General features: G+C 70.1%; 28 protein-coding genes. 12 read left to right on the plus strand and 16 right to left on the minus strand.

The window, feature by feature from the left end; genetic code table 11:
* Positions 1 to 93 precede the first annotated feature (93 nt).
* The 4 genes from cysS to ACTWQO_RS02635 all read right to left on the minus strand — a co-directional run bounded on the left by cysS (position 94) and on the right by ACTWQO_RS02635 (position 3,588).
* Complete coding sequence (cysS, locus tag ACTWQO_RS02620; protein WP_443235539.1) at positions 94 to 1,494, minus strand: cysteine--tRNA ligase; 1,401 nt, start codon at positions 1,492 to 1,494, stop codon at positions 94 to 96.
* An 86-nt stretch (positions 1,495 to 1,580) separates the two neighbouring features.
* Positions 1,581 to 2,072, minus strand: a complete 492-nt coding sequence (gene ispF / locus ACTWQO_RS02625) for a 2-C-methyl-D-erythritol 2,4-cyclodiphosphate synthase (protein WP_443235540.1) — start codon at positions 2,070 to 2,072, stop codon at positions 1,581 to 1,583.
* The gene (ispD, locus tag ACTWQO_RS02630; RefSeq protein WP_443235541.1) at positions 2,062 to 2,814 is read right to left on the minus strand and encodes a 2-C-methyl-D-erythritol 4-phosphate cytidylyltransferase; all 753 of its coding nucleotides are present in this window, start codon (positions 2,812 to 2,814) and stop codon (positions 2,062 to 2,064) included. Before ispD ends, ispF begins: the two co-directional genes overlap by 11 nt.
* Before the next feature lie 291 nt (positions 2,815 to 3,105).
* The gene (locus tag ACTWQO_RS02635) at positions 3,106 to 3,588 is read right to left on the minus strand and encodes a CarD family transcriptional regulator (RefSeq protein ID WP_003953493.1); all 483 of its coding nucleotides are present in this window, start codon (positions 3,586 to 3,588) and stop codon (positions 3,106 to 3,108) included.
* Between the two features lie 660 nt (positions 3,589 to 4,248).
* On the opposite strand from ACTWQO_RS02635, the gene ACTWQO_RS02640 reads away from it, so the two are divergent.
* Positions 4,249 to 4,926 carry a copper chaperone PCu(A)C gene (locus ACTWQO_RS02640; protein ID WP_443235542.1) on the plus strand — a complete coding sequence of 226 codons (678 nt, stop codon included), beginning with the start codon at positions 4,249 to 4,251 and terminating at the stop codon, positions 4,924 to 4,926.
* A gap of 70 nt (positions 4,927 to 4,996) precedes the next feature.
* On the opposite strand, the gene ACTWQO_RS02645 is transcribed toward ACTWQO_RS02640, so the two are convergent.
* Positions 4,997 to 5,677: a response regulator transcription factor gene (locus ACTWQO_RS02645; protein WP_015659563.1), complete on the minus strand. Its 681-nt coding sequence runs from the start codon at positions 5,675 to 5,677 to the stop codon at positions 4,997 to 4,999.
* Positions 5,674 to 6,945: a sensor histidine kinase gene (locus ACTWQO_RS02650; RefSeq protein ID WP_443235543.1), complete on the minus strand. Its 1,272-nt coding sequence runs from the start codon at positions 6,943 to 6,945 to the stop codon at positions 5,674 to 5,676. The genes ACTWQO_RS02645 and ACTWQO_RS02650 overlap by 4 nt, the downstream gene beginning before the upstream one ends.
* 235 nt (positions 6,946 to 7,180) lie before the next feature.
* Here ACTWQO_RS02650 and phoU point away from each other — a divergent pair, with 235 nt between their 5' ends.
* From phoU to ACTWQO_RS02665, 3 genes are all read left to right on the plus strand, one after another.
* The gene (gene phoU / locus ACTWQO_RS02655) at positions 7,181 to 7,882 is read left to right on the plus strand and encodes a phosphate signaling complex protein PhoU (protein WP_443235544.1); all 702 of its coding nucleotides are present in this window, start codon (positions 7,181 to 7,183) and stop codon (positions 7,880 to 7,882) included.
* Positions 7,883 to 8,004: 122 nt separating this feature from the next.
* Positions 8,005 to 8,169 carry a hypothetical protein gene (locus ACTWQO_RS02660; protein ID WP_301982014.1) on the plus strand — a complete coding sequence of 55 codons (165 nt, stop codon included), beginning with the start codon at positions 8,005 to 8,007 and terminating at the stop codon, positions 8,167 to 8,169.
* A gap of 125 nt (positions 8,170 to 8,294) precedes the next feature.
* The gene (locus ACTWQO_RS02665; protein ID WP_443235545.1) at positions 8,295 to 8,543 is read left to right on the plus strand and encodes an SCO4226 family nickel-binding protein; all 249 of its coding nucleotides are present in this window, start codon (positions 8,295 to 8,297) and stop codon (positions 8,541 to 8,543) included.
* Positions 8,544 to 8,580: 37 nt separating this feature from the next.
* Here the strand turns inward: ACTWQO_RS02665 and ACTWQO_RS02670 are convergent, their stop codons facing one another.
* Complete coding sequence (locus tag ACTWQO_RS02670) at positions 8,581 to 9,027, minus strand: VOC family protein (RefSeq protein ID WP_443235546.1); 447 nt, start codon at positions 9,025 to 9,027, stop codon at positions 8,581 to 8,583.
* Positions 9,028 to 9,192: 165 nt separating this feature from the next.
* On the opposite strand from ACTWQO_RS02670, the gene ACTWQO_RS02675 reads away from it, so the two are divergent.
* The 3 genes from ACTWQO_RS02675 to ACTWQO_RS02685 are packed head-to-tail and all read left to right on the plus strand — an operon-like array spanning position 9,193 to position 10,914.
* Positions 9,193 to 9,399, plus strand: a complete 207-nt coding sequence (locus ACTWQO_RS02675) for a hypothetical protein (protein ID WP_443235547.1) — start codon at positions 9,193 to 9,195, stop codon at positions 9,397 to 9,399.
* 50 nt (positions 9,400 to 9,449) lie between these two features.
* Entirely contained in the window at positions 9,450 to 10,067 is a 618-nt protein-coding gene (locus ACTWQO_RS02680; protein ID WP_443235548.1) for a dihydrofolate reductase family protein, read from the plus strand.
* Between the two features lie 4 nt (positions 10,068 to 10,071).
* Positions 10,072 to 10,914 carry an alpha/beta fold hydrolase gene (locus tag ACTWQO_RS02685; RefSeq protein ID WP_443235549.1) on the plus strand — a complete coding sequence of 281 codons (843 nt, stop codon included), beginning with the start codon at positions 10,072 to 10,074 and terminating at the stop codon, positions 10,912 to 10,914.
* Between the two features lie 72 nt (positions 10,915 to 10,986).
* On the opposite strand, the gene ACTWQO_RS02690 is transcribed toward ACTWQO_RS02685, so the two are convergent.
* Positions 10,987 to 11,748 carry a phosphoglyceromutase gene (locus ACTWQO_RS02690; RefSeq protein ID WP_443235550.1) on the minus strand — a complete coding sequence of 254 codons (762 nt, stop codon included), beginning with the start codon at positions 11,746 to 11,748 and terminating at the stop codon, positions 10,987 to 10,989.
* Between the two features lie 161 nt (positions 11,749 to 11,909).
* Between ACTWQO_RS02690 and ACTWQO_RS02695 the strand changes: the two genes are divergently transcribed.
* Complete coding sequence (locus ACTWQO_RS02695) at positions 11,910 to 13,160, plus strand: MDR family MFS transporter (protein ID WP_443235551.1); 1,251 nt, start codon at positions 11,910 to 11,912, stop codon at positions 13,158 to 13,160.
* Position 13,161: 1 nt separating this feature from the next.
* Here the strand turns inward: ACTWQO_RS02695 and ACTWQO_RS02700 are convergent, their stop codons facing one another.
* Positions 13,162 to 13,587 carry a DUF2000 family protein gene (locus ACTWQO_RS02700; protein WP_443235552.1) on the minus strand — a complete coding sequence of 142 codons (426 nt, stop codon included), beginning with the start codon at positions 13,585 to 13,587 and terminating at the stop codon, positions 13,162 to 13,164.
* Between the two features lie 49 nt (positions 13,588 to 13,636).
* Between ACTWQO_RS02700 and ACTWQO_RS02705 the strand changes: the two genes are divergently transcribed.
* Positions 13,637 to 14,431: an AraC family transcriptional regulator gene (locus tag ACTWQO_RS02705; protein WP_443235553.1), complete on the plus strand. Its 795-nt coding sequence runs from the start codon at positions 13,637 to 13,639 to the stop codon at positions 14,429 to 14,431.
* On the opposite strand, the gene ACTWQO_RS02710 is transcribed toward ACTWQO_RS02705, so the two are convergent.
* The 3 genes from ACTWQO_RS02710 to mshA form a co-directional block, all read right to left on the minus strand.
* Positions 14,410 to 16,071, minus strand: coding sequence for a glycosyl hydrolase family 28-related protein (locus ACTWQO_RS02710; RefSeq protein WP_443235554.1), 1,662 nt, complete (start codon positions 16,069 to 16,071; stop codon positions 14,410 to 14,412). The genes ACTWQO_RS02705 and ACTWQO_RS02710 overlap by 22 nt on opposite strands.
* A 131-nt stretch (positions 16,072 to 16,202) precedes the next feature.
* Positions 16,203 to 16,703 carry a YbjN domain-containing protein gene (locus ACTWQO_RS02715; protein ID WP_443235555.1) on the minus strand — a complete coding sequence of 167 codons (501 nt, stop codon included), beginning with the start codon at positions 16,701 to 16,703 and terminating at the stop codon, positions 16,203 to 16,205.
* On the minus strand, positions 16,696 to 18,033 hold the full coding sequence (gene mshA, locus ACTWQO_RS02720; RefSeq protein WP_443235556.1) for a D-inositol-3-phosphate glycosyltransferase: 1,338 nt from the start codon (positions 18,031 to 18,033) through the stop codon (positions 16,696 to 16,698). The genes ACTWQO_RS02715 and mshA overlap by 8 nt, the downstream gene beginning before the upstream one ends.
* A 169-nt stretch (positions 18,034 to 18,202) precedes the next feature.
* Here mshA and ACTWQO_RS02725 point away from each other — a divergent pair, with 169 nt between their 5' ends.
* From ACTWQO_RS02725 to ACTWQO_RS02735, 3 genes are all read left to right on the plus strand, one after another.
* Positions 18,203 to 19,015 carry a class I SAM-dependent methyltransferase gene (locus tag ACTWQO_RS02725; protein WP_443235557.1) on the plus strand — a complete coding sequence of 271 codons (813 nt, stop codon included), beginning with the start codon at positions 18,203 to 18,205 and terminating at the stop codon, positions 19,013 to 19,015.
* A gap of 248 nt (positions 19,016 to 19,263) precedes the next feature.
* The gene (locus tag ACTWQO_RS02730) at positions 19,264 to 20,346 is read left to right on the plus strand and encodes an NlpC/P60 family protein (RefSeq protein ID WP_443235558.1); all 1,083 of its coding nucleotides are present in this window, start codon (positions 19,264 to 19,266) and stop codon (positions 20,344 to 20,346) included.
* A gap of 318 nt (positions 20,347 to 20,664) precedes the next feature.
* Positions 20,665 to 21,978 (plus strand): PP2C family protein-serine/threonine phosphatase, encoded by a 1,314-nt coding sequence (locus ACTWQO_RS02735; protein ID WP_443235559.1) that lies wholly within the window; start codon positions 20,665 to 20,667, stop codon positions 21,976 to 21,978.
* A 119-nt stretch (positions 21,979 to 22,097) separates the two neighbouring features.
* On the opposite strand, the gene ACTWQO_RS02740 is transcribed toward ACTWQO_RS02735, so the two are convergent.
* From ACTWQO_RS02740 to ACTWQO_RS02755, 4 genes are all read right to left on the minus strand, one after another.
* Positions 22,098 to 22,430 carry a DUF2516 family protein gene (locus tag ACTWQO_RS02740; RefSeq protein ID WP_210577780.1) on the minus strand — a complete coding sequence of 111 codons (333 nt, stop codon included), beginning with the start codon at positions 22,428 to 22,430 and terminating at the stop codon, positions 22,098 to 22,100.
* Between the two features lie 154 nt (positions 22,431 to 22,584).
* A complete protein-coding gene (locus ACTWQO_RS02745; protein ID WP_443235560.1) occupies positions 22,585 to 23,250 on the minus strand; it encodes a hypothetical protein in 666 nt (221 codons plus the stop codon).
* Positions 23,251 to 23,326: 76 nt separating this feature from the next.
* Positions 23,327 to 23,845 (minus strand): helix-turn-helix domain-containing protein, encoded by a 519-nt coding sequence (locus ACTWQO_RS02750; protein ID WP_443235561.1) that lies wholly within the window; start codon positions 23,843 to 23,845, stop codon positions 23,327 to 23,329.
* Positions 23,846 to 24,031: 186 nt separating this feature from the next.
* Positions 24,032 to 24,523, minus strand: a complete 492-nt coding sequence (locus ACTWQO_RS02755; RefSeq protein ID WP_443235562.1) for a sensor histidine kinase — start codon at positions 24,521 to 24,523, stop codon at positions 24,032 to 24,034.
* Positions 24,524 to 24,536: the final 13 nt, after the last annotated feature.

Raw genomic sequence — 24,536 nt, forward strand, 5'->3', positions numbered from 1 at the left:
CTGTCTGTTCTCGGAGCACGCCGGAGCATGCGTATGTGCGTATATGCAGTGTGCCGCCCGGACGGCCGGGCGGCACAATCGATCAAGAAAGGCTCAGCGCGAACCGAGCGTCCAGCGCGGTCCCGTCGGGCTGTCCTCGATGACCAGGCCCGACTGGTTGAGCTGGTCACGGATGGCGTCGGCGGTGGCCCAGTCCTTGCGGGAGCGGGCCGCTTCACGCTGGTCGAGGACCAGGCGTACGAGGCTGTCGACGACGCCGTGAAGGTCTTCGCCCCGGTCGCTCTCCCCGGCCCAGTGCGGGTCGAGCGGGTCCAGGCCGAGGACGCCGAGCATGGCACGGACCTCGGCGAGGCGGGCCACGGCGGCTTCCTTGTCGTCGGCCGCGAGCGCGGAGTTGCCCTGCCGGACCGTGGTGTGGATGACGGCGAGCGCCTGCGGGACGCCCAGATCGTCGTCCATCGCCTCGGCGAAGGCGAGCGGGACCTCGGGAGCGGGGTCTACGGCTCCCCCGGCCAGCTCGACGACGCGCTGCACGAAGCCCTCGATCCGTGCGAACGCCGACTCGGCCTCGCGCAGGGACTCCTCGCTGTACTCGATCATCGAGCGGTAGTGCGGGGTGCCGAGGTAGTAGCGCAGGACGATGGGCCGCCACTGCTTGACCATCTCGGAGACCAGCACCGAGTTGCCGAGCGACTTGGACATCTTCTCGCCGCTCATGGTCACCCAGGCGTTGTGCAGCCAGTACCGGGCGAACTCGTCGCCGTAGGCCTTGGCCTGGGCGATCTCGTTCTCGTGGTGCGGGAAGATCAGGTCGAGTCCGCCGCCGTGGATGTCGAAGGCGGAGCCGAGGTACTTGTGGGCCATCGCCGAGCACTCCAGGTGCCAGCCGGGGCGGCCGCGTCCCCACGGCGTCTCCCATTCGGGCTCGCCCGGCTTGGACGCCTTCCACATGGCGAAATCGCGGGGGTCGCGCTTGCCGGTGATGCCCTCCTCGGCGGGCTGACGCAGTTCGTCGATGTCCTGATTGGACAGCGCCAGGTAGCCGGGGAAGGAGCGCACGTCGAAGTAGACGCTGCCGTCCGCCTCGTAGGCGTGACCGCGCTCGATGAGGCCGCGCATCATCTCGATCATCTCGGTGATGTGGCCGGTGGCGCGCGGCTCGTACGTCGGCGGGAGGCAACCGAGGGCACGGTAGCCGTCGTTGAAGGCCCGCTCGTTCTCGTAGCCGATGGACCACCAGGGGCGGCCCTGGTCGGCCGCCTTGGTGATGATCTTGTCGTCGATGTCCGTGACGTTCCTGATGAACGTCACGTCATAGCCGCGGTACTCGAACCACCGGCGCAGGATGTCGAAGTTGAGCCCGGAGCGGATGTGCCCGATGTGCGGTGCCGCCTGCACGGTGGCGCCACAGAGGTAGATCGAGACACAGCCCGGCGTGAGCGGGGTGAAGTCACGGATCTGCCGGGCGCTGGTGTCGTACAGGCGAATAGTCACGTGTCCAAGGGTAGTGGGCGGACGGGACTGCAACGTGCAAAAAACAGCCCCTGGGGATGGGGCGGGTGGGGACGGCGGGGGCGAAATCAGCCCGCCCGCACGACCAACGCCGTGGCCACCGCCATCAGACCCTCGCCCCGCCCCGGAAACCCGAGCCCGTCCGTCGTGGCCCCCGAGACCGACACCGGTGCGCCCGCCGCCTCCGACAGGATCTTCTGGGCCTCTTCCCGGCGCTTGCCGATCTTCGGCCTGGAGCCGACCACCTGGACCGCGATGTTGCCGATCTGGAAGCCGGCGTCGCGGACGATGCGCGCGGCCTCGGTGAGGAGGGTGATTCCGGAGGCGCCCGACCACTCGGGGCGCCCCGTGCCGAAGTGCTGGCCGAGGTCTCCCAAGCCGGCGGCCGAGAACAGGGCGTTGCATGCCGCGTGGGCGACGACGTCCGCGTCGGAGTGTCCGGCCAGGCCCGGGCCCTCGCCCTCCCACTTCAGGCCTGCGCACCACAGGTCGCGGCCGTTCTCGAAGGCGTGGATGTCGGTGCCGATGCCGACCTGGGGAAACGGTGCCTCAGAAGCCATCGTTCAGCCTCCTGCGGGCGAGGACCGCCTCGGCGAGGACGAGATCCAGGGGGCGCGTGACCTTGAACGCCTCCTCGTGGCCGGGCACGACGACGACACGCGACCCCAGTTGTTCGACCATGCTCGCGTCGTCGGTGACGTCGTCGGTCACCGTCTCGTGCGCCCGGACCAGCGTCGCCCGGTCGAAGCCCTGCGGTGTCTGCACGGCGCGGAGCCGGGAGCGGTCCGGCGTGGCGACGACCGGCTCGGGGTCGCCGGGTGTCGGGGCCGGCTCGACCTGCTTGACGGTGTCGGCGAGCGGAAGGGCGGGTACCACGGCAGGCGCGCCTTCGCGGACCGCCTCGATCACGGCGTCCACCGTGTCCACGGGGACGAGCGGCCGGGCAGCGTCATGCACCAGCACGATGTCGTACTCGGGGGGCAGGGCGTCCAGGCCCAGCTTCACCGACTCCTGGCGGGAGTCGCCGCCGGGCACGACGAGGAAGTCCGTCCGCTCCGGCAGCGCATGGGCGTCCAGCATGGACTTGACCTCGCCGGCGCCGTCCGGCGGAGCGACGACGACCACGAGGGAGACGGCGCGGGACGCGGCCATCGCGCGCACCGCGTGGATCAGCATGGGGGTGCCGCCCAGCGCACGGAGTGCCTTGGGGGCGCCCGGACCGAGGCGCACACCCCGTCCAGCGGCGGGAATCACCGCGGCAGTGCGTGCGGACGCGGGCGAAGGGCGCGAATCGTCAGACATCGGTTCCTGTCAGGTTTGTGTGCTCGGCCTACTTGGGTATGGCCACACCGTGCCGGGCGCGACGCCTTGACCGGAACCCTTCCGTGACCCTGGTCGAGCCAGCTGCCCGGGCCCGGCACGCCAAGTACGGGGTCCCCTTCCTCGGCGTACGGAATGCGTACGACATCACCGCGCGGTGTCTGCGGTAGCGCTGGGCGCGAACATGCCGCAGCGCCCGGCGACAGTAAATACGTCATCGGGCACCACGGCATTTCCATGTACTGAGGCAGTGCGGCGTGCGTGTCGCCTGCGTCAGGACGCGAGGACCTCGTCGAGCAGGGCCTCGGCCTTGTCCTCGTTCGTGTTCTCCGCGAGGGCGAGTTCGCTCACCAGGATCTGGCGGGCCTTGGCGAGCATGCGCTTCTCACCGGCGGAGAGTCCACGCTCGCGCTCACGACGCCACAGGTCACGTACGACTTCCGCGACCTTGATGACATCGCCGGAGGCGAGCTTCTCCAGATTTGCCTTGTAACGACGAGACCAGTTCGTGGGCTCCTCGGCGTACGGCGCGCGCAGCACCTCGAAGACCCGGTCCAGCCCGTCCTGACCGACCACATCACGCACGCCGACGAACTCCGCATTGTCCGCTGGCACACGCACCGTCAGGTCACCCTGGGCGACCTTCAGCACCAAGTAGGTCTTGTCCACGCCTTTGATCTGGCGAGTTTCGATGGCCTCGATCAGCGCGGCCCCGTGATGGGGATAGACCACGGTGTCGCCAACCTTGAACGTCATGTGACAGGTACCCCTTCCGTGGCTATCCAGAGTAACACGGAAACGGCGGGTTCTGAATGGCGTTTTCGCAGGTCAGGGCATATCTCGGGGCTTGACAACAGCGACAGGAACGTGCTTCGCGGGCCGATCGGAAGAAGGTATTCGCAGGTCGGAGCGGCTCTCCGGGGGAAGTGAAACGCGTACGTTACACACATCCGGAGCCCCCTCCAAGTGGACGAACGTCCCTATATGTCCGGTTCCAAGTGCTCGACTTCCGCTACTCCGTTCGGTGTGTGGAGCGGGGTACGAGACGAATCCGGAATTGATCACAGGGGGCCGGCTCGGCGGCCGGTGATCAATTATCGGGGCGGCCGTGCATTCCTTCACGGAAAATTTGCGCACCGGTGGTTCGACTATGCCGACGCTATGTCGGCGCGTTGTCGGGGCGTTGTCAGCCGATCGATCTCGGCCACTTATGTGAATGGCCGACGAGCGCCAGTGCAAAGTGACTCGTGAGTCACTTCCGCGGGTACGCCGACTGCCGCCCGGTGAGGGAAGCGGGGCTCTTGGGGAGGGTCGGGTGCGGTCGCGCGGGAACGGGTCGGTAGCCTAAGGCCGCTGACAGACACTTAGGGCGGGTTTACGCGCCCGCCTCGTTCGAGTCAAGGAGTTGCCGCCGCCGTGAGCAGCAGCCTTCGACGCGGCGCCCTCGCCGCCGCCGCCATCGCGTTCTCGATCGCCTCGCTCTCCGCGTGCGCGGCCGGCAACAACGCCCAGACCCTGGAGGTCAAGCCGGACAACGCCGCCACCACGGTCGGCGACATCAAGATCCAGAACGCCGTCGTCATCACCCAGCCCGACGAGGAGTCGACCGGCCCGGCAGCGGTCGCCGCGACCGTGTTCAACAGCGGCAACAAGGCGCAGACGCTCGACTCCATCACCGTGGACGGCGCCGGCACCGCCAAGCTGACCGCGGCCAAGGGCAAGAACTTCTCCATCCCGGCCGGGGGCTCGCTGGTCCTCGGCGGCGAGAACAACGCCTCCGCCGTCCTCACCGGCAGCCGCGAGGCCATGAAGGACGGCGACGCGCAGAAGGTCACCTTCGCCTTCTCCACGACCGGCGACGTGAGCCTGGAGGCCTTCGTCGTCCCGGCCGAGAGCTACTTCTCCAGCTGGGGCCCGACCGAGGTCCCGGCAGCGCCGGGCGGCTCCGCGTCCGCCTCCGAGAAGCCGGGCGAGGGCGCCTCCGGCTCACCCAGCGGGTCGGCATCCCCGAGCGGCAATGGCTCCCAGACCGACGCCGCCTCCGCGAGCGCCACGCCCACCGGATCCGCCTCGAACGAGGCCGCCGGCCACTGAGCAGCCGTACGACAAACGAAGGGCGGGACCTCCAGCGAGGTCCCGCCCTTCACCGTCGTACGAAAGCGGTTTACGGCTCGAACTTGTAGCCCAGACCGCGCACCGTCACCAGGTACCTGGGCGCGCCCGGGTCCGGTTCGATCTTGGCGCGGAGGCGCTTGACGTGGACGTCGAGGGTCTTGGTGTCGCCGACGTAGTCGGCGCCCCAGACCCGGTCGATGAGCTGCATGCGGGTGAGGACGCGGCCGGCGTTGCGCAGGAGCATCTCCAGGAGGTCGAACTCCTTGAGGGGGAGGTCGACCTTGGAGCCGGAGACCGTCACGACGTGGCGGTCCACGTCCATGCGGACCGGGCCCGCCTCCAGGGCGGCCGGGGTCACCTCCTCCGGCTCGCCGCGGCGGCGCAGGACGGCCCGGATACGGGCGACCAGCTCGCGCGACGAGAAGGGCTTGGTGACGTAGTCATCGGCTCCTATTTCCAGGCCGACCACCTTGTCGATCTCGCTGTCCTTGGCGGTGACCATGATCACCGGGACATTGGAACGACCGCGCAGCTGGCGGCAGACCTCGGTGCCCGGCAGGCCGGGCAGCATCAGGTCGAGGAGGACGAGGTCGGCGCCGTTGCGCTCGAACTCGTCGAGTCCGTCGGGCCCGGTGGTCGCGACAGCGACCTCGAAGCCCTCTTTACGGAGCATGTACGACAGGGCGTCGGAGAAGGACTCCTCGTCCTCGACGACGAGCACACGGGTCACGGAAGGACCTCCGGGGCGGGAAGCGGTTCGTACTGGGAAGTATCAGGGGACGGGACGGCGGGTGCGGACTGTCCGGCCTCGTCGTCGAGGGCGGAGTGGTGCGTCGCACGGTCGCGGGCGACACCCGCCTCCGGCAGCCGCAGGGTGAATGTGGAGCCCTGTCCCTCGGAGCTCCACACCGAGACCTCCCCGCCGTGCGAGGCGGCCACGTGTTTGACGATCGCCAGCCCGAGGCCCGTACCGCCTGTGGCACGGGAGCGGGCGGGGTCGACGCGGTAGAAGCGCTCGAAGACGCGCTCCTTGTCCTTCTCCGAGATGCCGATGCCCTGATCGGTCACGGCGATCTCGATATGGGCGCCGCCGGACGCGGTCACCTTGCGGGCGGCTATGCCGACGCGGGTGCGGGCGGGCGAGTAGTTGACGGCGTTCTCGACGAGGTTGCCGAGGGCCGCGGCGAGCTGGCCGCGGTTGCCCCAGAGGTGCAGGTCGGCGGTGCCGCCTGCGGCCATGGTGATCTGCTTGGTGCCGGCCGCGTGCCGGCAGCGGTCGATGGCCTCGGCGACGAGTTCGTCGACGCGGACCGGCTCGGCGTCCTCCAGCGGGTCGTCGTTCTGCACCCGGGAGAGGTCGATGAGTTCCTGGACCAGGTTGGTCAGGCGGGTCGCCTCTATCTGCATACGGCCGGCGAAGCGCTCCACGGCCTCCGGGTCGTCCGAGGCGTCCATGACGGCCTCGGAGAGCAGGGAGAGAGCGCCCACCGGCGTCTTCAGCTCATGGCTGACGTTCGCGACGAAGTCGCGCCGTACCGCCTCGATGCGTCTGGCCTCGGTGAGGTCCTCGACCAGGAGCAGTACGAGGCGGGAGCCGAGGGGCGCGACGCGCGCGGAGACGGCGAGGGCCTCGCCCCGGCCGGTCCCTCTCCTCGGCAGATCCAGCTCCACCTGGCGTATCTCTCCGTCACGCCGGGTGTCGCGGGCCATCTGCAGCATCGGCTCCACGGCGAGCTTGCCGCCGCGGACCAGGCCCAGGGCGTACGCCGCCGAGCTGGCCTTGACCACGGCGTCCCCCTCGTCGAGGACGACGGCCGAGGAGCGCAGCACGGACAGCACCGTGTCGACGCCCGGTGGCAGGACCGGGTCGGTGTGCAGAGAGGTTCTCGTGGGTCGCTTCTGGTCGCGTTCGCTCCAGCGAAACGCCAGCATGGCGATGACACCGGTGAGCACACCGGCGATCGCTGCCGCTGCGGCGACCGCCGCGTTCACGTCCATGCATCCAGGTTAGGCATGGGATAGTCCATGGCCACAGCCATCGGAGTGCGACCTCGAACACTCGTCGCCCAGAGTTCACCTTGGAGCTAGGGTTGGTTCATTTGGGGTGGCGAAAACGGACGCGTACGGGCCGGAACGTGGAAGCGTGGGGTGCGAAGCGCCGGTTTCAGCAGGATCTGATGCACCGGGCCCGGCCCCCGGCTGCCACTGAAACAGACGTACGAGAGGAACCCTGATGCGGGACGCGTACCACGAGGAACTCGACTCGATCGGTGACGGTCTGGTCGAGATGGCCCGGCTGGTCGGATCAGCGATCGGGCGCGCCACGACGGCGATCCTCGACTCCGACCTGAAGCTGGCCGAGAGCGTCATCGAGGGCGACAAGAAGGTCGACGAGCTCCAGCACGACCTCGAGGCCCGCGCCATAGCCCTGCTGGCGCGCCAGCAGCCGGTGGCGACTGACCTGCGCATTGTTGTCACCTCGCTGCGGATGTCGGCCGACCTGGAGCGCTCGGGCGACCTGGCCCAGCATGTGGCCAAGCTGGCCCGGCTGCGCTTCCCGGAGCGCGCGGTCCCCCACGACCTGCACGCCACCATCCTGGAGATGGGCCAGCTCGCCCAGCGCCTGATGGCGAAGGCCGCCGAGGTCATCATCACCAAGGACGTCGACCTGGCGATGCAGCTCGAGCAGGACGACGACGAGATGGACCTGCTGCACCGCACGCTCTTCCAGCACCTCCTGGACGACAAGTGGAAGCACGGCATCGAGACCGCCGTCGACGTCACCCTGCTCGGCCGCTACTACGAGCGGTACGCCGACCACGCCGTGGCCGTCGCCAAGCGCGTCGTGTTCCTGGTCACCGGCGAGCACGCGGACGAGCTCCAGCCCGACATCCAGCCGGACATCCAGCCGGTGACGGGGACCGAGGGCTCCTGAGACTGCGCACGGGAGCCTGAAGACCTTCGCACGGGGGCGTGCGCCAGAGCCTCCGTGCGCCGTTGATGCGACCGGCTGGGCGGGCATGGAATGGGCACAGGCTCCAGCCTTGAGGAGGGACCATGGCCGAATCCCCCAGCATCTCCGGTACGACACCCGACCCCACCCAGGAACGTCCGACCGAGCAGCCCGCCGAGATCAAGAGCCTGACCTTGATCGGCGCGTGCGGCTGTGGCTCGGGCTGCCAGTGCGGATGCCAGTCCGGCAATCCGTGCCAGTGCGGTTGATCGACCCGTTCTTCTCAGGGGCCCCGGCATCGCGCCGGGGCCCCTGCGCTGGTTGGTACGGCCGTACGGGCGCAGCATGGAAGGAGAGCAGGGGGAGCGCACGGGCGAGAAGGAGGTGCGAGGCCATGGCTCAGTTCATGGACGTACACACCGGGATGAAGGGGATTACGGCCGAACAGCTCAGGGAGGCCCACCAGGCGGACCTCGCCATCGAGAAGGAAGAGGGCGTCCACTTCGAGCGGGCCTGGGCGGACCCGGAGTCCGGCATCGTCTACTGCCTCTCCGATGCGCCTTCGGCCGAAGCGGTCCAGCGCATTCACGAGCGGGCGGGGCACAAGGCGGACGAGGTCCACAAGGTTCCGCTGTCGATCTGACCGCGCGGCTGCAGAACCGGTCACAGGTGTCGGACCATCACATCACCGGCGCTCCGACGGCGAGCAGGTTTCCCTCGCTGTCCCGGAACCAGGCACCGCGTTCGCCGCGGGCGCCGGTGCTCGGGTAGTTGCCCTCGACTTCGAGGATCCCGTCCACCGTCCGTCCGCCGCCGTGCAGCGCGGGCATCTCGACGTCCTCGAACTCCACGCCGCGCGCTTTGAGTTCGGCGACGACCGCCTCGATGTCGTCGACCTTCCACGCCATCTGGGTGAAGGTGCCGGGCGAGGATCCCGCCGACTCGAACACGATGAACTCCACGCCACCGGTCCGGTACTTCAGCCCGCCGGGCCGCTCCTCGACGGGCTCAAGACCGAGCCGCTCGGAGTAGAAACGCCGCGCCCGCTCCAGATCCCGCGCGGGCAGCCGGGTCGCCGGGGTCGCACCGGCCAACAGGTTCGTGTGATGCGCGTCCACTGCGTCCATACGTCCACTGTGCCGCGAGCGGGGCGGGAATGCCGTACGAACGGGGTGGGGCTACCTGCACTCGCGACTCGGTAGGGCACTCCATGGTTCGGGCGGGCGGACGGCGACATCGTAGAACCCAGCAGGCCCCGAAGGCCGGCAGTCCTCATCCGGAAGGAACCTCCCATGAACTCGCTGCTCTCCGCACAGACCAGCACGACGATGGCCGACCTTCCCGAGGCCCCCGGCGAGACCGAACTCGCCCTCCTGCTCACCGCCTGGGACCAGGCCCACGCCACCCTCCCGGACCCCGAGTGGCGCCACCTGCTGGACGAGATCGTCCACCCGCGCACGACCGAGGCGTTTCAGCGCCTGGCGGAGGCGGCGGCTTGAGCTTTGTGCGTGAGCGATGAGTTTGGGCGGTGGAGCGGGTCTGCCCTGGTATGACTCGAATCATCGCTGACATCTCGGTGTCCCTCGACGGCTTCGTCACCGGGCCCGATCCCGGCCCGGACAACGGTCTGGGCACCGGCGGCGAGGCCCTGCACACCTGGGCGTTCTCCGACGACCCCGACGACCGCCGGGTCCTGGGCGAGACGACCGCACGCTCGGGCGCCGTCGTCCTGGGCCGCACGCTCTTCGACGTGGTCGACGGGCCGGGCGGCTGGGACGACAAGATCGGCTACGGCGCCGGCGAGGTCGGCAAGCCCGCGTTCGTCGTCGTGACGAGTTCGCCGCCCGAGGCGGTGCGGCTCACCGACCTCGACTGGACGTTCGTCACCACGGGTCTGCCCGACGCCGTCGCCGCCGCGCGCGAGCGGGCCGAGGCGGCGTCGTCGGACAGCGGCAAGGATCTCGACGTGGTCCTCATGGGCGGCGGCGCCACGGTCCGCTCGGCGTTCGACTCCGGGCTGGTCGACGTGCTGACGCTGCACCTCGCACCCGTCGTGCTGGGCGCCGGGACGCCGCTGTTCACCGGCGGACCGCCGCGCACTCTGGTGCAGCGGAGCGTGACCTCGACGTCGACCGCCACGCACCTGACCTACGACGTCCTGCGGTGATCCGATGACCACCGTCAACGTAAACGGGATCGCCTTGGGCATCGAGTCGTTCGGTGCCGACGACGCGCCACTCGTCCTGCTCGCGGGCGGGACGACGATGCTCTCCTGGCCCGACGCGCTGTGCGAACGCCTGGCTGCCGGCGGGCGCCGCGTGGTGCGCTACGACCTGCGCGACAGCGGAGAGTCGACGACGGCGGACCCGGAAGCGCCCGCCTACACGCCGCGCGACCTCGCCGCCGACACGGCGGCCCTTGCCGACGCGCTCGGCGGCGCCCCCGCACACCTCGCGGGGACCGGCGTCGGCGGGATGGTCGCCCAGGTGGCCGCGCTCGACCACCCGGGCGCGTTCTCGGCGCTCACCCTGGCCGGCACCCGCGCGGTCGCGCCCGGCCCGCCCGACGACGACCTCCCCGACCATGACCAGGCGACGATGAGCCGGCTGTTCGCGCATCCGATGCCCGACTGGAGCGACCGCGAGGCGGTGGCCGAGTTCGCCGCCACCGGCGCGGAGATCCTCGGCAACGACCCCGTCGCCGCGCGTGCGACCGCCGCGCGCATCTGGGACCGCACGCCCGGCACCGCACCCCCGGTCCAGATGGCCAACCAACTGGGCATGGTGTTCTCCAGGCTCGACTGCACACCCCGCTGGCGCGAGCGCCTGCCCGAGATCAAGATCCCCACGCTCGTCGTCCACGGCCGCCGCAACCGGTTCTTCCCCGTCGGCAACGGCGAGGCGATCGCCCGCGAGATCCCCGGGGCACGGCTGCTCGTCCTCAAGGAGGCCGCCACCGCGATCCCCGAGGCGGCGGCCGGCGAGGTCGCTGAGGCGATGCTTGCGCTCGGGTAGAGGACGGCCCACGCCACCGAAAAGCCCCCTACCCGCGGACAACCCGCAGGCAGGGGGCTTGATCAGTCAGGGTTACTTCTTCTTCCCTTGGTTCTTGACCGCCTCGATCGCCGCCGCGGCCGCCTCAGGGTCGAGGTAAGTGCCGCCGGGGTTGAGGGGCTTGAAGTCGGAGTCCAGCTCGTAGGAGAGCGGGATGCCCGTCGGGATGTTGAGGCCCGCGATGTCCGCGTCGGAGATGCCGTCGAGGTGCTTGACGAGGGCGCGCAGGGAGTTGCCGTGGGCCGCGACCAGGACCGTGCGGCCGGTGAGGAGGTCCGGGACGATGCCGTCGAACCAGTACGGGAGCATGCGGACGACGACGTCCTTGAGGCACTCCGTCTGCGGGCGCAGCTCCGGCGGGAGCGTGGCGTAGCGCGGGTCGGAGAACTGGGAGTACTCGGCGTCGCGGTCCAGCGGCGGCGGAGGCGTGTCGTACGAGCGGCGCCACAGCATGAACTGCTCCTCGCCGAACTCGGCGAGCGTCTGCGCCTTGTCCTTGCCCTGGAGGGCGCCGTAGTGACGCTCGTTCAGGCGCCAGGAGCGGTGGACCGGGATCCAGAGGCGGTCGGCGGACTCCAGGGCGAGCTGGGCGGTACGGATCGCGCGCTTCTGGAGGGACGTGTGCACGACGTCGGGCAGCAGGCCGGCGTCCTTGAGCAGCTCACCGCCGCGGACTGCCTCCTTCTCGCCCTTCTCGTTGAGGTTGACGTCCACCCAGCCGGTGAACAGGTTCTTCGCGTTCCATTCGCTCTCGCCGTGGCGGAGGAGGATCAGCTTGTACGGTGCGTCGGCCATGCGTCCGAGCGTAATCGAAGGCTTTGATCGCTTGTGCGTCCGCCCGCAGAGCGGACGGTTGACGGGATCTGTTAATTGAGTGGCCCCGCGCGACAGCATCCTCGTAAGTTGTGCTCACCGCCTGAGCCGCTTACAGCCAGCTGACTGCCGTGGGGGACCCGATGTCGCTCGCCTCTCTGAGACGCGCCGCCCGAGAAACCGTTTCCGGACTCCCCCGCGAGTTCTGGTGGCTGTGGACCAGCACCCTCGTCAACCGGCTCGGCGGCTTCGTCGCCACCTTCATGGCGCTGTACCTCACCCTCGACCGCGGCTACTCCGCCACGTACGCCGGCCTGGTCGCCGCACTCCACGGCCTCGGCGGAGTCGTCTCCTCCGTCGGCGCGGGCGTACTGACGGACCGGCTCGGGCGGCGGCCGACGCTGCTCGTGGCGCAGGCGTCCACGGCCGTCTCCGTCGCACTGCTGGGCTTCATGCACCACCCCCTCGCCATCGCCGCCGTCGCCTTCCTGGTCGGCATGGCCAGCAACGCCTCCCGGCCGGCCGTGCAGGCGATGATGGCCGACATCGTCCGCCCCGAGGACAGGGTGCGGGCCTTCTCCCTCAACTACTGGGCCATCAACCTCGGATTCGCCGTCTCCTCCATGGCGGCCGGCTTCATCGCCGAGTTCAGCTACCTCGCCGGGTTCCTCATCGAGGCGGGCATGACCATGATCTGCGCCATCGTGGTCTTCCTGAAGCTGCCCGAGTCCCGCCCCGAACGCACCGCGGCCGAGAAGGCGGCGGACGACACCGGCCTCGGTACGGTCCTGCGCGACGGCCGCTTCATGGGCGTCGTCGGCCTGTCCTTCCTGATCGCCCTGATCTTCCAGCAGGGCATGGTGGGCCTGCCGGTGGCGATGGGCGAGGCCGGCTTCACCCCGGCCGACTACGGCCTGGCCATCGCCGTCAACGGCGTCCTGATCGTCGTCCTCCAGATCCCGGTCACCCGCTACATCGAACACCGGGACCCCGGGCGCCTGCTCGTGATCTCCGCCCTCCTCGCCGGCTACGGCTTCGGCCTCACCGCCTTCGCCGGCTCGGTCGGCGTCTTCGCCCTCACCGTCTGCGTCTGGACCCTCGCCGAGATCGTCAACGCCCCGACCCAGACCAGCCTGGTCGTCCGCCTGTCTCCGGTGCACGGCCGCGGGCGCTACCAGGGCATGTACACCATGTCCTGGGCGGTGGCCTCCCTCGTCGCGCCGCTGATGTCCGGCGTCGTCATCGACCGGTGGGGCGCGGAGTGGCTGTGGGGGCTGTGCGCGGTCGTCGGGACGGTGGCGGGGATCGGGTACGGCGTCCTGATGCGGGGGCTTCCGGCCCAGGACCCGGCGCCGGAGGCGTCCCCCGCGAAAGCAGAGGCCAGCGCGGCCTGACTCACGGATGCATCCGCGCCCCCTTCACCGCCTTGTCCACCGCGTTCCGCGGCCCGTACACCGCCAGCCCCACCAGGTCCAGCTCCCCCGTCGGCACGGCGCGCACCGCCGCCCGGTTGTCGCGGTCGTTGCCGGTGGCGAAAAGGTCGGAGGTGAAGAGCGCACGCGGGAGGGAACGGGACAGTACGCGCGCGTGGGCTGCCGTCAGGGTCTCCTTGGTGGCCTCGAAGACCAGGACGGGCTGACGGAACATCGGCAGGTACAGGACGCTGTCCGCGTCCTCGTAGGGCTCGCCGATCACCTCGGGGACCTGGGTGCCCAGGCCGCTGACCAGGAACGCGGTGACGTTCAGGCGCTGCCAGGGCTCCAGGTCGTCGCGCAGCAGGACGGCGATCTTCGTGTCGAAACGGAGGGGTTGCTCGCTCATGCAGTGAGACTGCCGATCGTCGTACGCCCTCGTCTTGTACGTTCTTTGCATGGCCACTCGGCGTGATGTCTCCGCCTGGCGCCCGCACATCCCGGGCGTCGTCGAGGTCTTCCACGCCCACTTCACCGAGTACGCCTATCCGATGCACGTCCACGAGGCCTGGACGCTGCTCATCGTGGACGACGGCGCCGTACGGTACGACCTCGACCGGCACGAGCACGGCACCCCGCACGACACGGTGTCCCTGCTGCCGCCGCACGTCCCGCACAACGGCTCCCCCGCCACCCCGCACGGCTTCCGCAAGCGCGTCCTCTACCTCGACGCGACCCATCTCACCGACGACCTCATCGGCCCCGCCGTCGACTCGCCCGACCTGCGCGATCCCGTGCTCAGGCAGCGTGTGGGCCAGCTGCACTCCGCGCTCGACCATCCCGGCGACGAGTTGGAGGCCGAGAGCAGGCTGACGCTCGTGGGCGACCGGCTGCGGACCCATCTGCAGGCGCGTTCGGCCGTCGGGGAGCGCCGTGACCCCGCCCTCGCCGGCGACCTGCGCGAACTCCTCGACGCCCGCGTCACCCAGGGCCTCACCCTCGACGAGGCCGCCCGGCTGCTGCACGCCCACCCCGCCCACCTGGTACGGGCGTTCAGCACCGCCTACGGCATCGCCCCGCACCAGTACCTCAACTCCCGCCGTGTCGACCGCGCCCGCGCCCTGCTGCTGCGCGGCGCGAGCCCGGCCGAGACGGCCACCGCGACCGGGTTCTACGACCAGGCCCATCTGACGCGGCACTTCAAGAAGCTGGTCGGCGTGACCCCGGGCCGCTATCGCCTCAGCGCGCGCTGAGCGTCGTACAGATTGCGCGGTCGTACGGCGTCCGTGGTGCCGTACAGCTCCAGCCGGGAGTGCAGGTCGCCGGTGAAGTCGGGGACGTCGATCTGGTCGAACTCGCGCACCTCGTTGATGCCGACCGTGGCGGACCACGGGGCCAGGCCGTCGATCTTCATCAGGCCGGCGCGGCCGTTGGTCACGCGGATGTTCCAGTGGGTGAAGCGGGCGCCGAACAGCGGTCCGGCGGTCGCGTCGCCGCCGTGCCGGCCGGTGTTGTCGACGGTGATGTCGGTGCGGACGTTCGCGAAGGGCAGGCCGCGATGCGAATCGAAGGTGCCCATCCCCATGTCGCCTCGCGACCAGACGTTGTACGACGACAGGCCCTCCACGTTGATGCCGTGCAGCTGCGTGCCCGCCGGGGCGGGGGCGGTGCGCCGGTCGATCGTGAAGTCCTCGACGAGGTTGTCGTGTGAGCCCTCGCGGCAGAAGTACGGGTGATGGGAGCCCCGGCCCGACACGCGCGTGCGGCGGAGCGTGCAGGCGGAGGCCGCCACCAGGCCGAAGCCGTTGTCGACATGACGGACCGTCACATCGTCCACCCAGCAGTCGTAGGCGCATTGGAGTACGACGCCGTTGTGCCCCTTGTCCAGCAGGTGCGGCTGCTGCGGGGTCTGCGCCGCCTCCAGGGTGAGGCCCTCGACGCCCGCGCCGGTCAACTCCTTGACATGCGTGGTCAGTCGGGGGTCCCACTCGGGGCGTACGTCGAGAGGGAGCGGGCGTTCGAGGGTGACCTTGTGGCCGCGGACGTGGGCGATGCGGACGGGCCATTCGTAGGGGACGTACGAGGTCAGCTTCGTCTTGTCGTCCCAGGTGTACGCCTCGGGGCCGGGGCCGCCGCCGCACATGTGCTCCAGGAGCGTGTGGCCGGGGTCGTCGGCGAGGCGGAGGAGGACGAGGGTGCCGGGGCGGAGCTTCGACGGGTCCGCGACGGTGATCGTCCAGGAGCCCTGGCGGGCGGGTTCGACGGTCGTCAGCGTCCGCCACTCGTCCCGCTTGTTGCCGGTCCAGCCTTCGAAGGGCCAGGTCTTGGCACGGATGGCGGCGGTGAGGGACTCCCAACGGGCCGTCGGGGCAAGCCAGATCAGGCCTCCCGCCCATGACCACGACGACTTGTCGCCGCCGTAGCGCGATCCGTACACGCCGATGAGTTCGGTGAGGTTCTTGGTCGCGTACAGCGTCGTACGGCCGCTGCCGGCGCCGCGGAGGACCACGTTCGAGTGGCCGATGCGGATGACGTCGTCGATGCGGAAGGTGCCGGGCGGGATGGACACCGTGCCACCGCCGGCCCTTCCGGCAGCGGCGATGGCACGGTTGATCGCGGGGGCGGAGTCGGTCGTGCCGTCCGCCACGGCGCCGTACTTCCGGATGTCGGCGACGACCGGGCGGCGCGGGAAGCGGGTCGCTCCGCGGTGGCAGCCCGCGCGGCCGATGTACGGGATCTGCGGGTGGGTGAAGGGGGTTCGGGTGAACTCCCGCCAGAGGGTGGGGACTTCGGCGGCTTGTGCCGTGCCGCCGGTGGCGGCGGTGGCTGCCACCGCTGTGGCGGCGGCCAGCAGGGTGCGTCGTGTGACTCCCGTTCCGTGCTGATGGCTCATACCCGATCGTCCTTCCATGCGGCTCTTCATGGATATGAACGACGTTCAGATCTGCGTCGGCGGTGAGCATGACACGAGACCTCTGCCCCGGGAAGAGGTCGTGCAGGGGTTAGTTGGTCCGGACCTTGAAATCAGTCAGTGGGTCGCTCGATCAGATGCATGAACGCATCCAGATTGCGGGTCGACTCGCCGCGCGACACCCGCCACTCGTACTCCTTGCGGATCGCGGACGCGAAACCGAGCTCCAGGAGGGTGTTGAAGGAGCCGTCCGCCGCCTCCAGGACCTGGCCGAGCAGCCGGTCGATCTCGTCCGGGGTGATGGCGGAGAGGGGGAGCTTGGCGGTGACGTAGATGTCGCCGAGCGGGTCGACGGCGTAACTGACGCCGTACAGCTTGAGGTTGCGCTCCAGGAGCCAGCGGTGGACTCCGCCCTCGTTCTCGTCGGGGTGGCGGACGACGAAGGCGTTGAGGGAGAGGGAGTGGCGGCCGACGAGGAGGGAGACGGTCGTGGAGAGCTTGCGGGTGCCGGGGAGCTTCACGACGTAGTTGCCGGGCTCGGGGCTCTCCCACTCGAGTTCGGCGTCCTTCAGGAAACCCTCGATGACCTGCGCTGTCTTCGGTACCTCAGCCATGGTGGGAGCGTACGCGACGGCGGTACGACTGGGTCGCCGCCGTGTAGACGTCCGCCGTGGCGGCGGCCGCGGTGTCCCAGCCGAAGAACTGTGCGTGCCGGGCGGCAGCCGCGCCCATGCGTCCCGACAGCGCGGGGTCGTCGGCGAAATCGCCCAGCACGCGCGCGTAGTCGACGGGGTTGTGTCCCTGGACGAGGAATCCAGTACGTCCGTCCTGCACCGCCACCGGAAGGCCGCCGACCGAGGCCGCGAGCACCGGCGTGCCCGCCGCCTGCGCCTCGATGGCGACCAGTCCGAAGGACTCGCTGTAGGACGGCATGACCAGCACGGAGGCGGCGCGGAACCAGTCCGCGAGCTGGTCCTGGCCGACGGGCGGGCGGAACCGTACGACATCCGCGATCCCGAGCCGGGCGGCCAGCTTCTGCAGGCCCTCCGGCTTGGCGAGCCCGCTGCCGCTGGGGCCGCCGACGACGGGGACGAGGATGCGGGAGCGCAGCTCGGGGCGCTCGTCGAGGAGGACGGCGACCGCGCGCAGCAGCACGTCGGGAGCCTTCAGGGGCTGAATGCGGCCCGCGAAGAGCGGGATCAGGGCATCCTGCGGGAGACCGAGGCGGGCGCGGGCGGCGGCGCGGCCCTCGGCAGGGCTGAAGCGGTCGAGGTTGACGCCCGGGTGGACCACGGCGACCTTGTCGCGCTCGGCGGCGTAGTGCCGTACCAGTTCCTCGGCCTCTTCCGCGGTGTTGGCGATGAGGCGGTCGGCGGCGGCGACGATCTGGGTCTCGCCGATGACGCGGGCGGCGGGCTCGGGGGTGTCGCCGTCGGCCAGGTTGGCGTTCTTGACCTTGGCCATGGTGTGCATGGCGTGCACCAGGGGGACGCCCCAGCGCTGGGCGGCGAGCCAGCCGACGTGGCCGGAGAGCCAGTAGTGCGAGTGCACGAGGTCGTAGTAGCCGGGGCGGTGGCCGGCCCAGGCCTGCATGACGCCGTGGGTGAAGGCGCACAGCTGGGCCGGGAGGTCTTCCTTGGCGAGGCCTTCGTAGGGGCCCGCGTCGACGTGCCGGACGAGGACGCCGGGCGCGAGTTCGACGGTCGGGGGGAGGGCGGCGGTGGTCGCCCGGGTGAAGATCTCCACCTCGATGTTGATGGCGGCGAGGCGCTGCGCCAGCTCCACGATGTAGACGTTCATGCCGCCGGCGTCGCCGGTGCCCGGCTGGTGGAGCGGTGAGGTGTGCACGGAGAGCATCGCGACACGGCGGGGACGGCGGTGCAGCCGCAGCCGCGGGTGCGCGGCCGGGGAGCGCCGTCCGAGCCTGCTGACGTACTGGCTCACGTGGCGTTCCTCCTTGATCCGGGCATGCCTTCGGGAGGACGTGCGGGCCCTCCAGAGGAGGAACACCGGACGATGGCACTCCATTTCCGCTTCGGGGTTCTTTGCCGAATCATTACCGGTGGTCGCTCAACCGTTCGAGGTTGAAGTGCGTTCACCTACCCTCGTAGCCATGACATCCCGCGCGACGGCCCGCCCTGTGGGAACAGTGACGCGCGGGACCACGAACCCGAACCGGCTCCGCCGCATGGACCGCTGGATCGCGGCCACGCACGGCGCCGAACTGCGCCGCAGCCCCGACCCCGTCGCGGTCGACCTCGGCTACGGCGCGGCCCCCTGGACGGCCGTCGAACTGCTCGGCCGCCTCCGTACGGTCGCCCCACGCGCGCGTGTCGTCGGCGTCGAGATCGAACCGGCGCGGGTCGCGGCGGCACGGCCGTACGAGCGCGAGGGGCTGGTGTTCCGGCACGGCGGGTTCGAGATCCCCATCCCCCAGCGGCCGTTGCTCGTCCGCGCCGCCAACGTGCTGCGCCAGTACGACGAGGACGAGGTCGCCGCGGTCTGGGAGCGGCTGTGCGCCCGGCTCGCGCCCCGGGCGGACGGCGCCGGCGGCGGGCTGCTCGTCGAAGGCACCTGCGACGAGATCGGGCGGCGGCATGTGTGGGTGGCGCTCGGTCCGGAGGGGCCGCGCACGGTGACGTTCGCGGCCCGACTCGGCTCCCTGGAGCGGCCGTCGGACCTCGCCGAGCGCCTCCCGAAGGCGCTCATCCACCGCAATGTCCCAGGCGAGCCGGTCCATGCCTTCCTGCGCGACTTCGACCGCGCCTGGGCCGCCGCCGCGCCCTACGCCTCCTACGGCGCCCGCCAGCGCTGGATACGCGCGGTCCGGGATCTGACCGCCGACTGGCCGGTGACGGACGGGCCGGTGCGCTGGCGGCAGGGTGAAGTGACCGTGCGCTGGGCGGCGTTGGCGCCCAGGTTCTGACGGTTCCGGGGCGCGGGACCGGACGGCTTGGGGCACAGGACCGGACAGGTTTCCCTCTCGTTTCCCCGAACGGCCGGGCGACCGGGAACGATCTCTGGGAGTCGTTCGTCACAAAGGCGGGGAGATCGTCGTAGCAGCGGTCGAATAGGGGGAGAGAGTCACTGCCTCTGTAGTTTTGTGCCCTGTCGTGGCACGATCCCCCGGGTGTCCGTAAGTTACTGACGGTAAATCAGTTTGGGGGCAGTGGTATGGGTACGGGCAAGCGGGGCCTGATCTCGGCGGCCGTGACCGTGGTGTGCGCGGCCACTGTGCTGGTGGCAGCACCCGGCATGGCATTCGCCGCACCGACCCCCACGCCGACTCCCTCGGCGTCCGCTTCCTCGACTCCCGTCACGAACGCGGAACTTGAGGTCATCCGCGAGAAGATCGACAGGCTCTACCACGAGGCCGTCGCCGCCACGGACGCGTACAACGCCGCCGAGGAGAAGGCCAAGCAGCAGTCCGCGGAGATCGTCGATCTGGCCAACAAGATCGTCCAGGGGCAGGCGAGGCTGGACGACCTGAAGAAGCGCGCCGGCGCGGCGGCCCGCGCCCAGTACCGCAGCGGCGGGCTGCCGGACGAGGCTCAGTTGATGCTCAGTGACGACCCACAGGAGTTCCTCGACGGTGCGGGCCGCGTACTCCAGGGCGAGCGCGCCACCAAGGCCCTGATACAGGAAATGACCCGCACCCAGCAGGACTTGAAGCAGTACGCCAAGGACGCCTCCGCCCAGTGGAAGAAGCTGGAGGCCAACCGCAAGGCCAAGGCGACCGCCCAGAAGAAGATCAAGAAGCAGATCGCGGCGGCCGAGAAGCTCGAGTCCGAGCTGGAGAAGGACGAGAAGAAGCGCCTCGCCGAGCTGGAGCGCCAGGCCGCGTACGAGGCGCAGACCGCCTGGCTCGACACCGGCATCCTCGACGACGTCCAGGGCAAGGCCACCGCGGCGGGCAAGAAGGCGGTCGCGTACGCGACGGCCCAGATCGGAAAGCCGTACGAGTGGGGCGCCGAAGGCCCGAAGACATACGACTGCTCGGGCCTGACCTCACAGGCCTGGCTGGCGGCGGGCGATGTGATTCCGCGCACCTCGCAGGAGCAGTGGAAGCAGCTGAAGTCGGTCGACGTCAAGGACATGCTCCCCGGCGACCTCATCATCTACTTCGACGACGCCAGCCATGTCGCGATGTACATCGGCGACGGCGCGATCGTCCACGCCCCGCGCCCGGGGCGGACGGTGACGATCGCGGGCGCCGGGTCGATGCCGATACTCGGGGTGGTACGGCCGGGGGCGTGAGGATTCGCTGAGCAAGCACCTCGCCGCCCCGTACGGACGGATGTGTAACGACCCGTCCGTTTCGTGACCCGCGCCACGTGACCTGTCCCACCTGGCACGACCGTTCAAACCTCCGCCGACGTGACCTTCGTCATTCCCGTCTCGTGGTCGCCCTGTCCAACTGCGGTACAGAACGCGGCATATGACAGCGGCCGAGTGCCGAGCGGCGTGCGTCACACCATTCCTTTACGGCGCCGACTACCGCTATGGTCCCGGTCGGTGGGAGGACTTCCTCGTCCCCCGGCCATGCCCTCGGGGGGAGGGAAGGAACCCAACACAATGCCCGTACCCGTACCGCGGCAGAGAGCGATCCCGGCCGTGGAAAGTGGTCAGGCGCCGGCCGCGTCCACAGTGCGCGGCCCCTCCAAGCAAGAGGCCCCGCGCACGGCAGAGCCGGTCGACAACCCGAGCGGCACTGCCGCGAACAACCTGACCCTGCTGGTGATCGAGGACGATCCCGGTGGCTCGCCGATCGTGCCCGAACTGCTCGATTCGTCAGGCAAGCCGATCCGTATCCGCACGGCCCGCAATCTCACCGAGGCCGAGCGGCTGCTGACCGACGACGTCCACTGCATCCTGCTCGACCTCGCGCTGCCCGCGCCCGGGCGGGCCGATGCCGAGGACGAGCTGGCCGTACTCAAGCACGTCCTGGAGCTCGCGCCCCGGCACGCCGTTCTCGCACTGACCGCGTCCGGCGACACCGAGCGCGCCGCCGAGGCGGTACGTGTGGGCGCGCAGGACTACCTCTTCCGGGATGAACTGGACGGCCGGTTGCTGAGCAGGGCGATCCGGTACGCCGTGGAGCGGAAACGTTCCGACACGGCCGAGCGGCGGCTCGCCGAGGGCCGGATGCGGGCGCAGGAGAACCGGCGCCTGGAGCGCGGCCTGCTGCCGACGCCGCTGCTGGAGGGCTCCTCGCTGCGGTTCGCCGCGCGGTACCGCCCGGGGCGCTCGCGTGCGCTGCTCGGCGGTGACTTCTACGACGTCGTCCGCACGCCGGACGGCACGGTGCACGCCATGATCGGCGACGTCTGCGGGCATGGCCCGGATGAGGCGGCGCTCGGCGTGGAGCTGCGTATCGCCTGGCGGGCGCTGACCCTGGCGGGGCTGTGCGGGGATGAGCTGCTCGGCACGTTGCAGCAGGTGCTGGAGCATGAGCGCGCCGACGAGGAGATCTTCGCGACGCTGTGCACGGTGGATATCGCGCCGGACGGGCGGCGGGCGGGGCTGTGCCTTGCGGGGCATCCGGCGCCGCTGGTTGCTCGGCCGGGGCGGCCCGCGCGGTTGCTGCCGTATGACAACAACGGGCCCGCGCTCGGGCTGCTGCCTGGTGCGCGGTGGCCGCGGACGCAGGTGGAGCTGGGGCGGGAGTGGAGCCTGATGCTCTATACCGACGGGCTGATCGAGGGGCGTGTCGGTGAGGGGCGGGAGCGGCTCGGGCAGGACGGGATGGTGGAACTCGTCCGTCGGCAGTTCGGGGAGGGCCTGCGCGGGGAGGCGTTGTTGACGGCCGCGGTGAATGAGGTGCGGCAGCTCAATGGGGGTGAGCTGACGGATGACGTTGCGGTGTTGCTGTTGGATCGGGCGGGCTGAGCGGAAGCTCGCCGTTCAGCTCCGCTTGTACGCCGTCTTTCCGTCCGTTGTGGCTGGTTCGCGCCCACGCGGCGGAGCCGCAAATTGATACAGCCCCGCGCCCCTTTGGGGCGCTTCGCTTACCGTCCGCCGTTGTACGGGCCGTACGGGCCGTCGCTGCTCGAACCCCTCCTCGGGCGGCCGCCGCCAGGGAGGCTGCGGATCGCCGGGCGGACGTCGACCATGTAGACGATCGTGGCGATGAGGCCGATGATCGGCAGGAACGACAGGATGTTGAAGATCAGGTTCACCACGAAGGCGATCCCGAGGATGATCAGCCAGAACGGCTTGGTCTGCTTGTCGGCCGCGCGGTAGGCGTCCTCGCGGCGCGTGACGGCGTCGAAGAGAGCGAAGCCGCTGAAAAGGATCAGGGCGACACTCAGCAGCCACATGAACCCTGCGAACCCCTGCATCAGCACAACGTCCACCACCCGAATCGGTTAGTCCCTACGCGGTCACCGTACCCGTAACGGGAAAGCCGCTACCCGCAGAACGGGCCGAGCACTCAAGGAGTGCCCGACCCGTTATCGCACGGCGGACGGAACGACCCGCCCGTATGCGCCTGCCTTACTTGGCCGGCGGCGTCGTCTTCTTGGCCGTGGTCTTGCGGGCGGCCGGAGCCTTCTTCGCGGCGGTCTTCTTCGCCGGGGCGGGCTCGGCCTTGGCCTCGGCGGGCTTCGCGTCGGCCTTGGCCTGGCCGGCTTCCTTGACCTCGACCGGCTCGGCCTTGGGCTCGACCGCGACCGCGAACTCCTCGATCTCCTCGGCGGCCTCGCCGCGCCAGGTCTTCACGGCCTGCTCGCCGTGCTCGGCGACCTTCTCGTAGGTCTCGCGGGCCTTGACGGCGTACTCGGCGGCGACGCCGACCGAGCGCAGCGCGATGTCCTGGGCGGTCTCGCCGAGCTTCTTCAGGTCGGCGTCGAGGGTGCTGCCGAGCTTCTTGATGTCGGCGTCCAGCGAGCCGATGAACTCGTTGACCTTGGTCTGGACGTTCTCCTGCGTCCCCTTGACCCGGGCGCCGACCTCCTTGGCGCGGGCGGTGGCCTGCTCCTGGACGGACTTCGGGTCGGTGCTGCGTACGGCCTCGATACGGGCCGGCGCCTCGGCGCGCAGCTGCTCCACCAGGGAGGGCACCTTCTTGGCCTGCTGGAGGGCCAGGTCGGCGGTGCCGGCGGCGAAGTAGAGCGGGGTCGGGTCGCTGAGGGTCTTACGGAGGTCGTCGGTGATGGCCATGGTGATGGTCCTCCCGGGTCGCGTGCGCTTGAGGGTTTTGGGTCCCGCGGGTCAGTCGGCGTGGTGCTGGGTCACGTCAGCCCGCCGACTGCTGCGGGGCGGCGTCGCTGCCGCCGGCCTTGCGGGTGCCGCGTACGGCGGTGTCACTGTGTCGGGCGTCGTCATCCTGAGCGTCGTCGTCCGCTATGCCCTGAGGGTCCGCGTCGGCCGCCCCGTCGCGGCCATCCGCCACCGTGGTGCCGGTCTCGAACCCGTTCTCCTTGCGGAAGGACTCGTAGACCTGGAGCAGCACCTGCTTCTGCCGCTCGTTCAGCGTGGGATCGGCGAGGATGACCGCACGGGTCTCCACCTCGTCCCGGTCCCGCTCGGCGTCGAGGATCCCGGCCCGCACGTACAGCGTCTCGGCGGAGATCCGCAGCGCCTTGGCGACCTGCTGCAGCACCTCCGCGCTCGGCTTGCGCAGCCCGCGCTCGATCTGGCTCAGATACGGATTGGACACCCCGGCGGCGTCGGCGAGCTGCCTGAGCGACAGCTGCGCATTGCGCCGCTGCTCGCGCAGGTACTCACCGAGATTGCCGACGTTGAGCGATGCCATGTCCCCACCTTGCACCACCCCCGCTAACTATTGCAAGCACCCGCTTGCAAAAGTGCGCCACACCACGCCCGTTCGGCCCAACCAGGCGGCCTGACGAGCCCGCCCGCGCTTACGGGCCCACTGAATCCGCTCCGTGGCGCACTCGGCTCCCCGGTCGACGCGTCCGGGGTCGATGGGTCGATGGCGTCAGCGGGAAGCCGGAGGGATGTCGGCCCCTGGGGCGGGTTCCTGCGGTAGGCGCAAGGTGAACGTCGCTCCCTTGCCCAGCCCAGGGGATTCCGGGGTGATGTCTCCGCCGTGGGCTCGGGCGATGCCCCGGGCGATGGTCAGGCCGATGCCGCTGCCACCGGCGGCAGCGGGGCGGCCGGGATGCTCAAGGCGTTCGAAGCGGTGGAAGATGCGCTCGACGTCGTGTTCGGCGATGCCGATGCCGTCGTCCATGACGCGCACGATCACGTGGTGCCCGGGAGACGGTTCGGTGTGCACGGACAGCGTCACCTGCCCGTGCCGGTCGCATGCGGCCAGTGCGTTGCCGAGCAGGTTCACCAGGACCTGGGTGATCCGGTCCGGGTCGCAGAAGGCACCGACGAGGGTGCCTGCGTCCACGACGAGGGTCACCAGCTGGTCTTCGTACTGAGGGCGCAGTCGCTCGGCTGTGGCCCGTGCCAGCGCGGCCACGTCGGTGGGCTTG

Origin of the sequence: Streptomyces sp. 4N124, assembly GCF_052245395.1 — a bacterium.
In the GTDB taxonomy this organism is placed as follows: Bacteria; Actinomycetota; Actinomycetes; order Streptomycetales; family Streptomycetaceae; genus Streptomyces.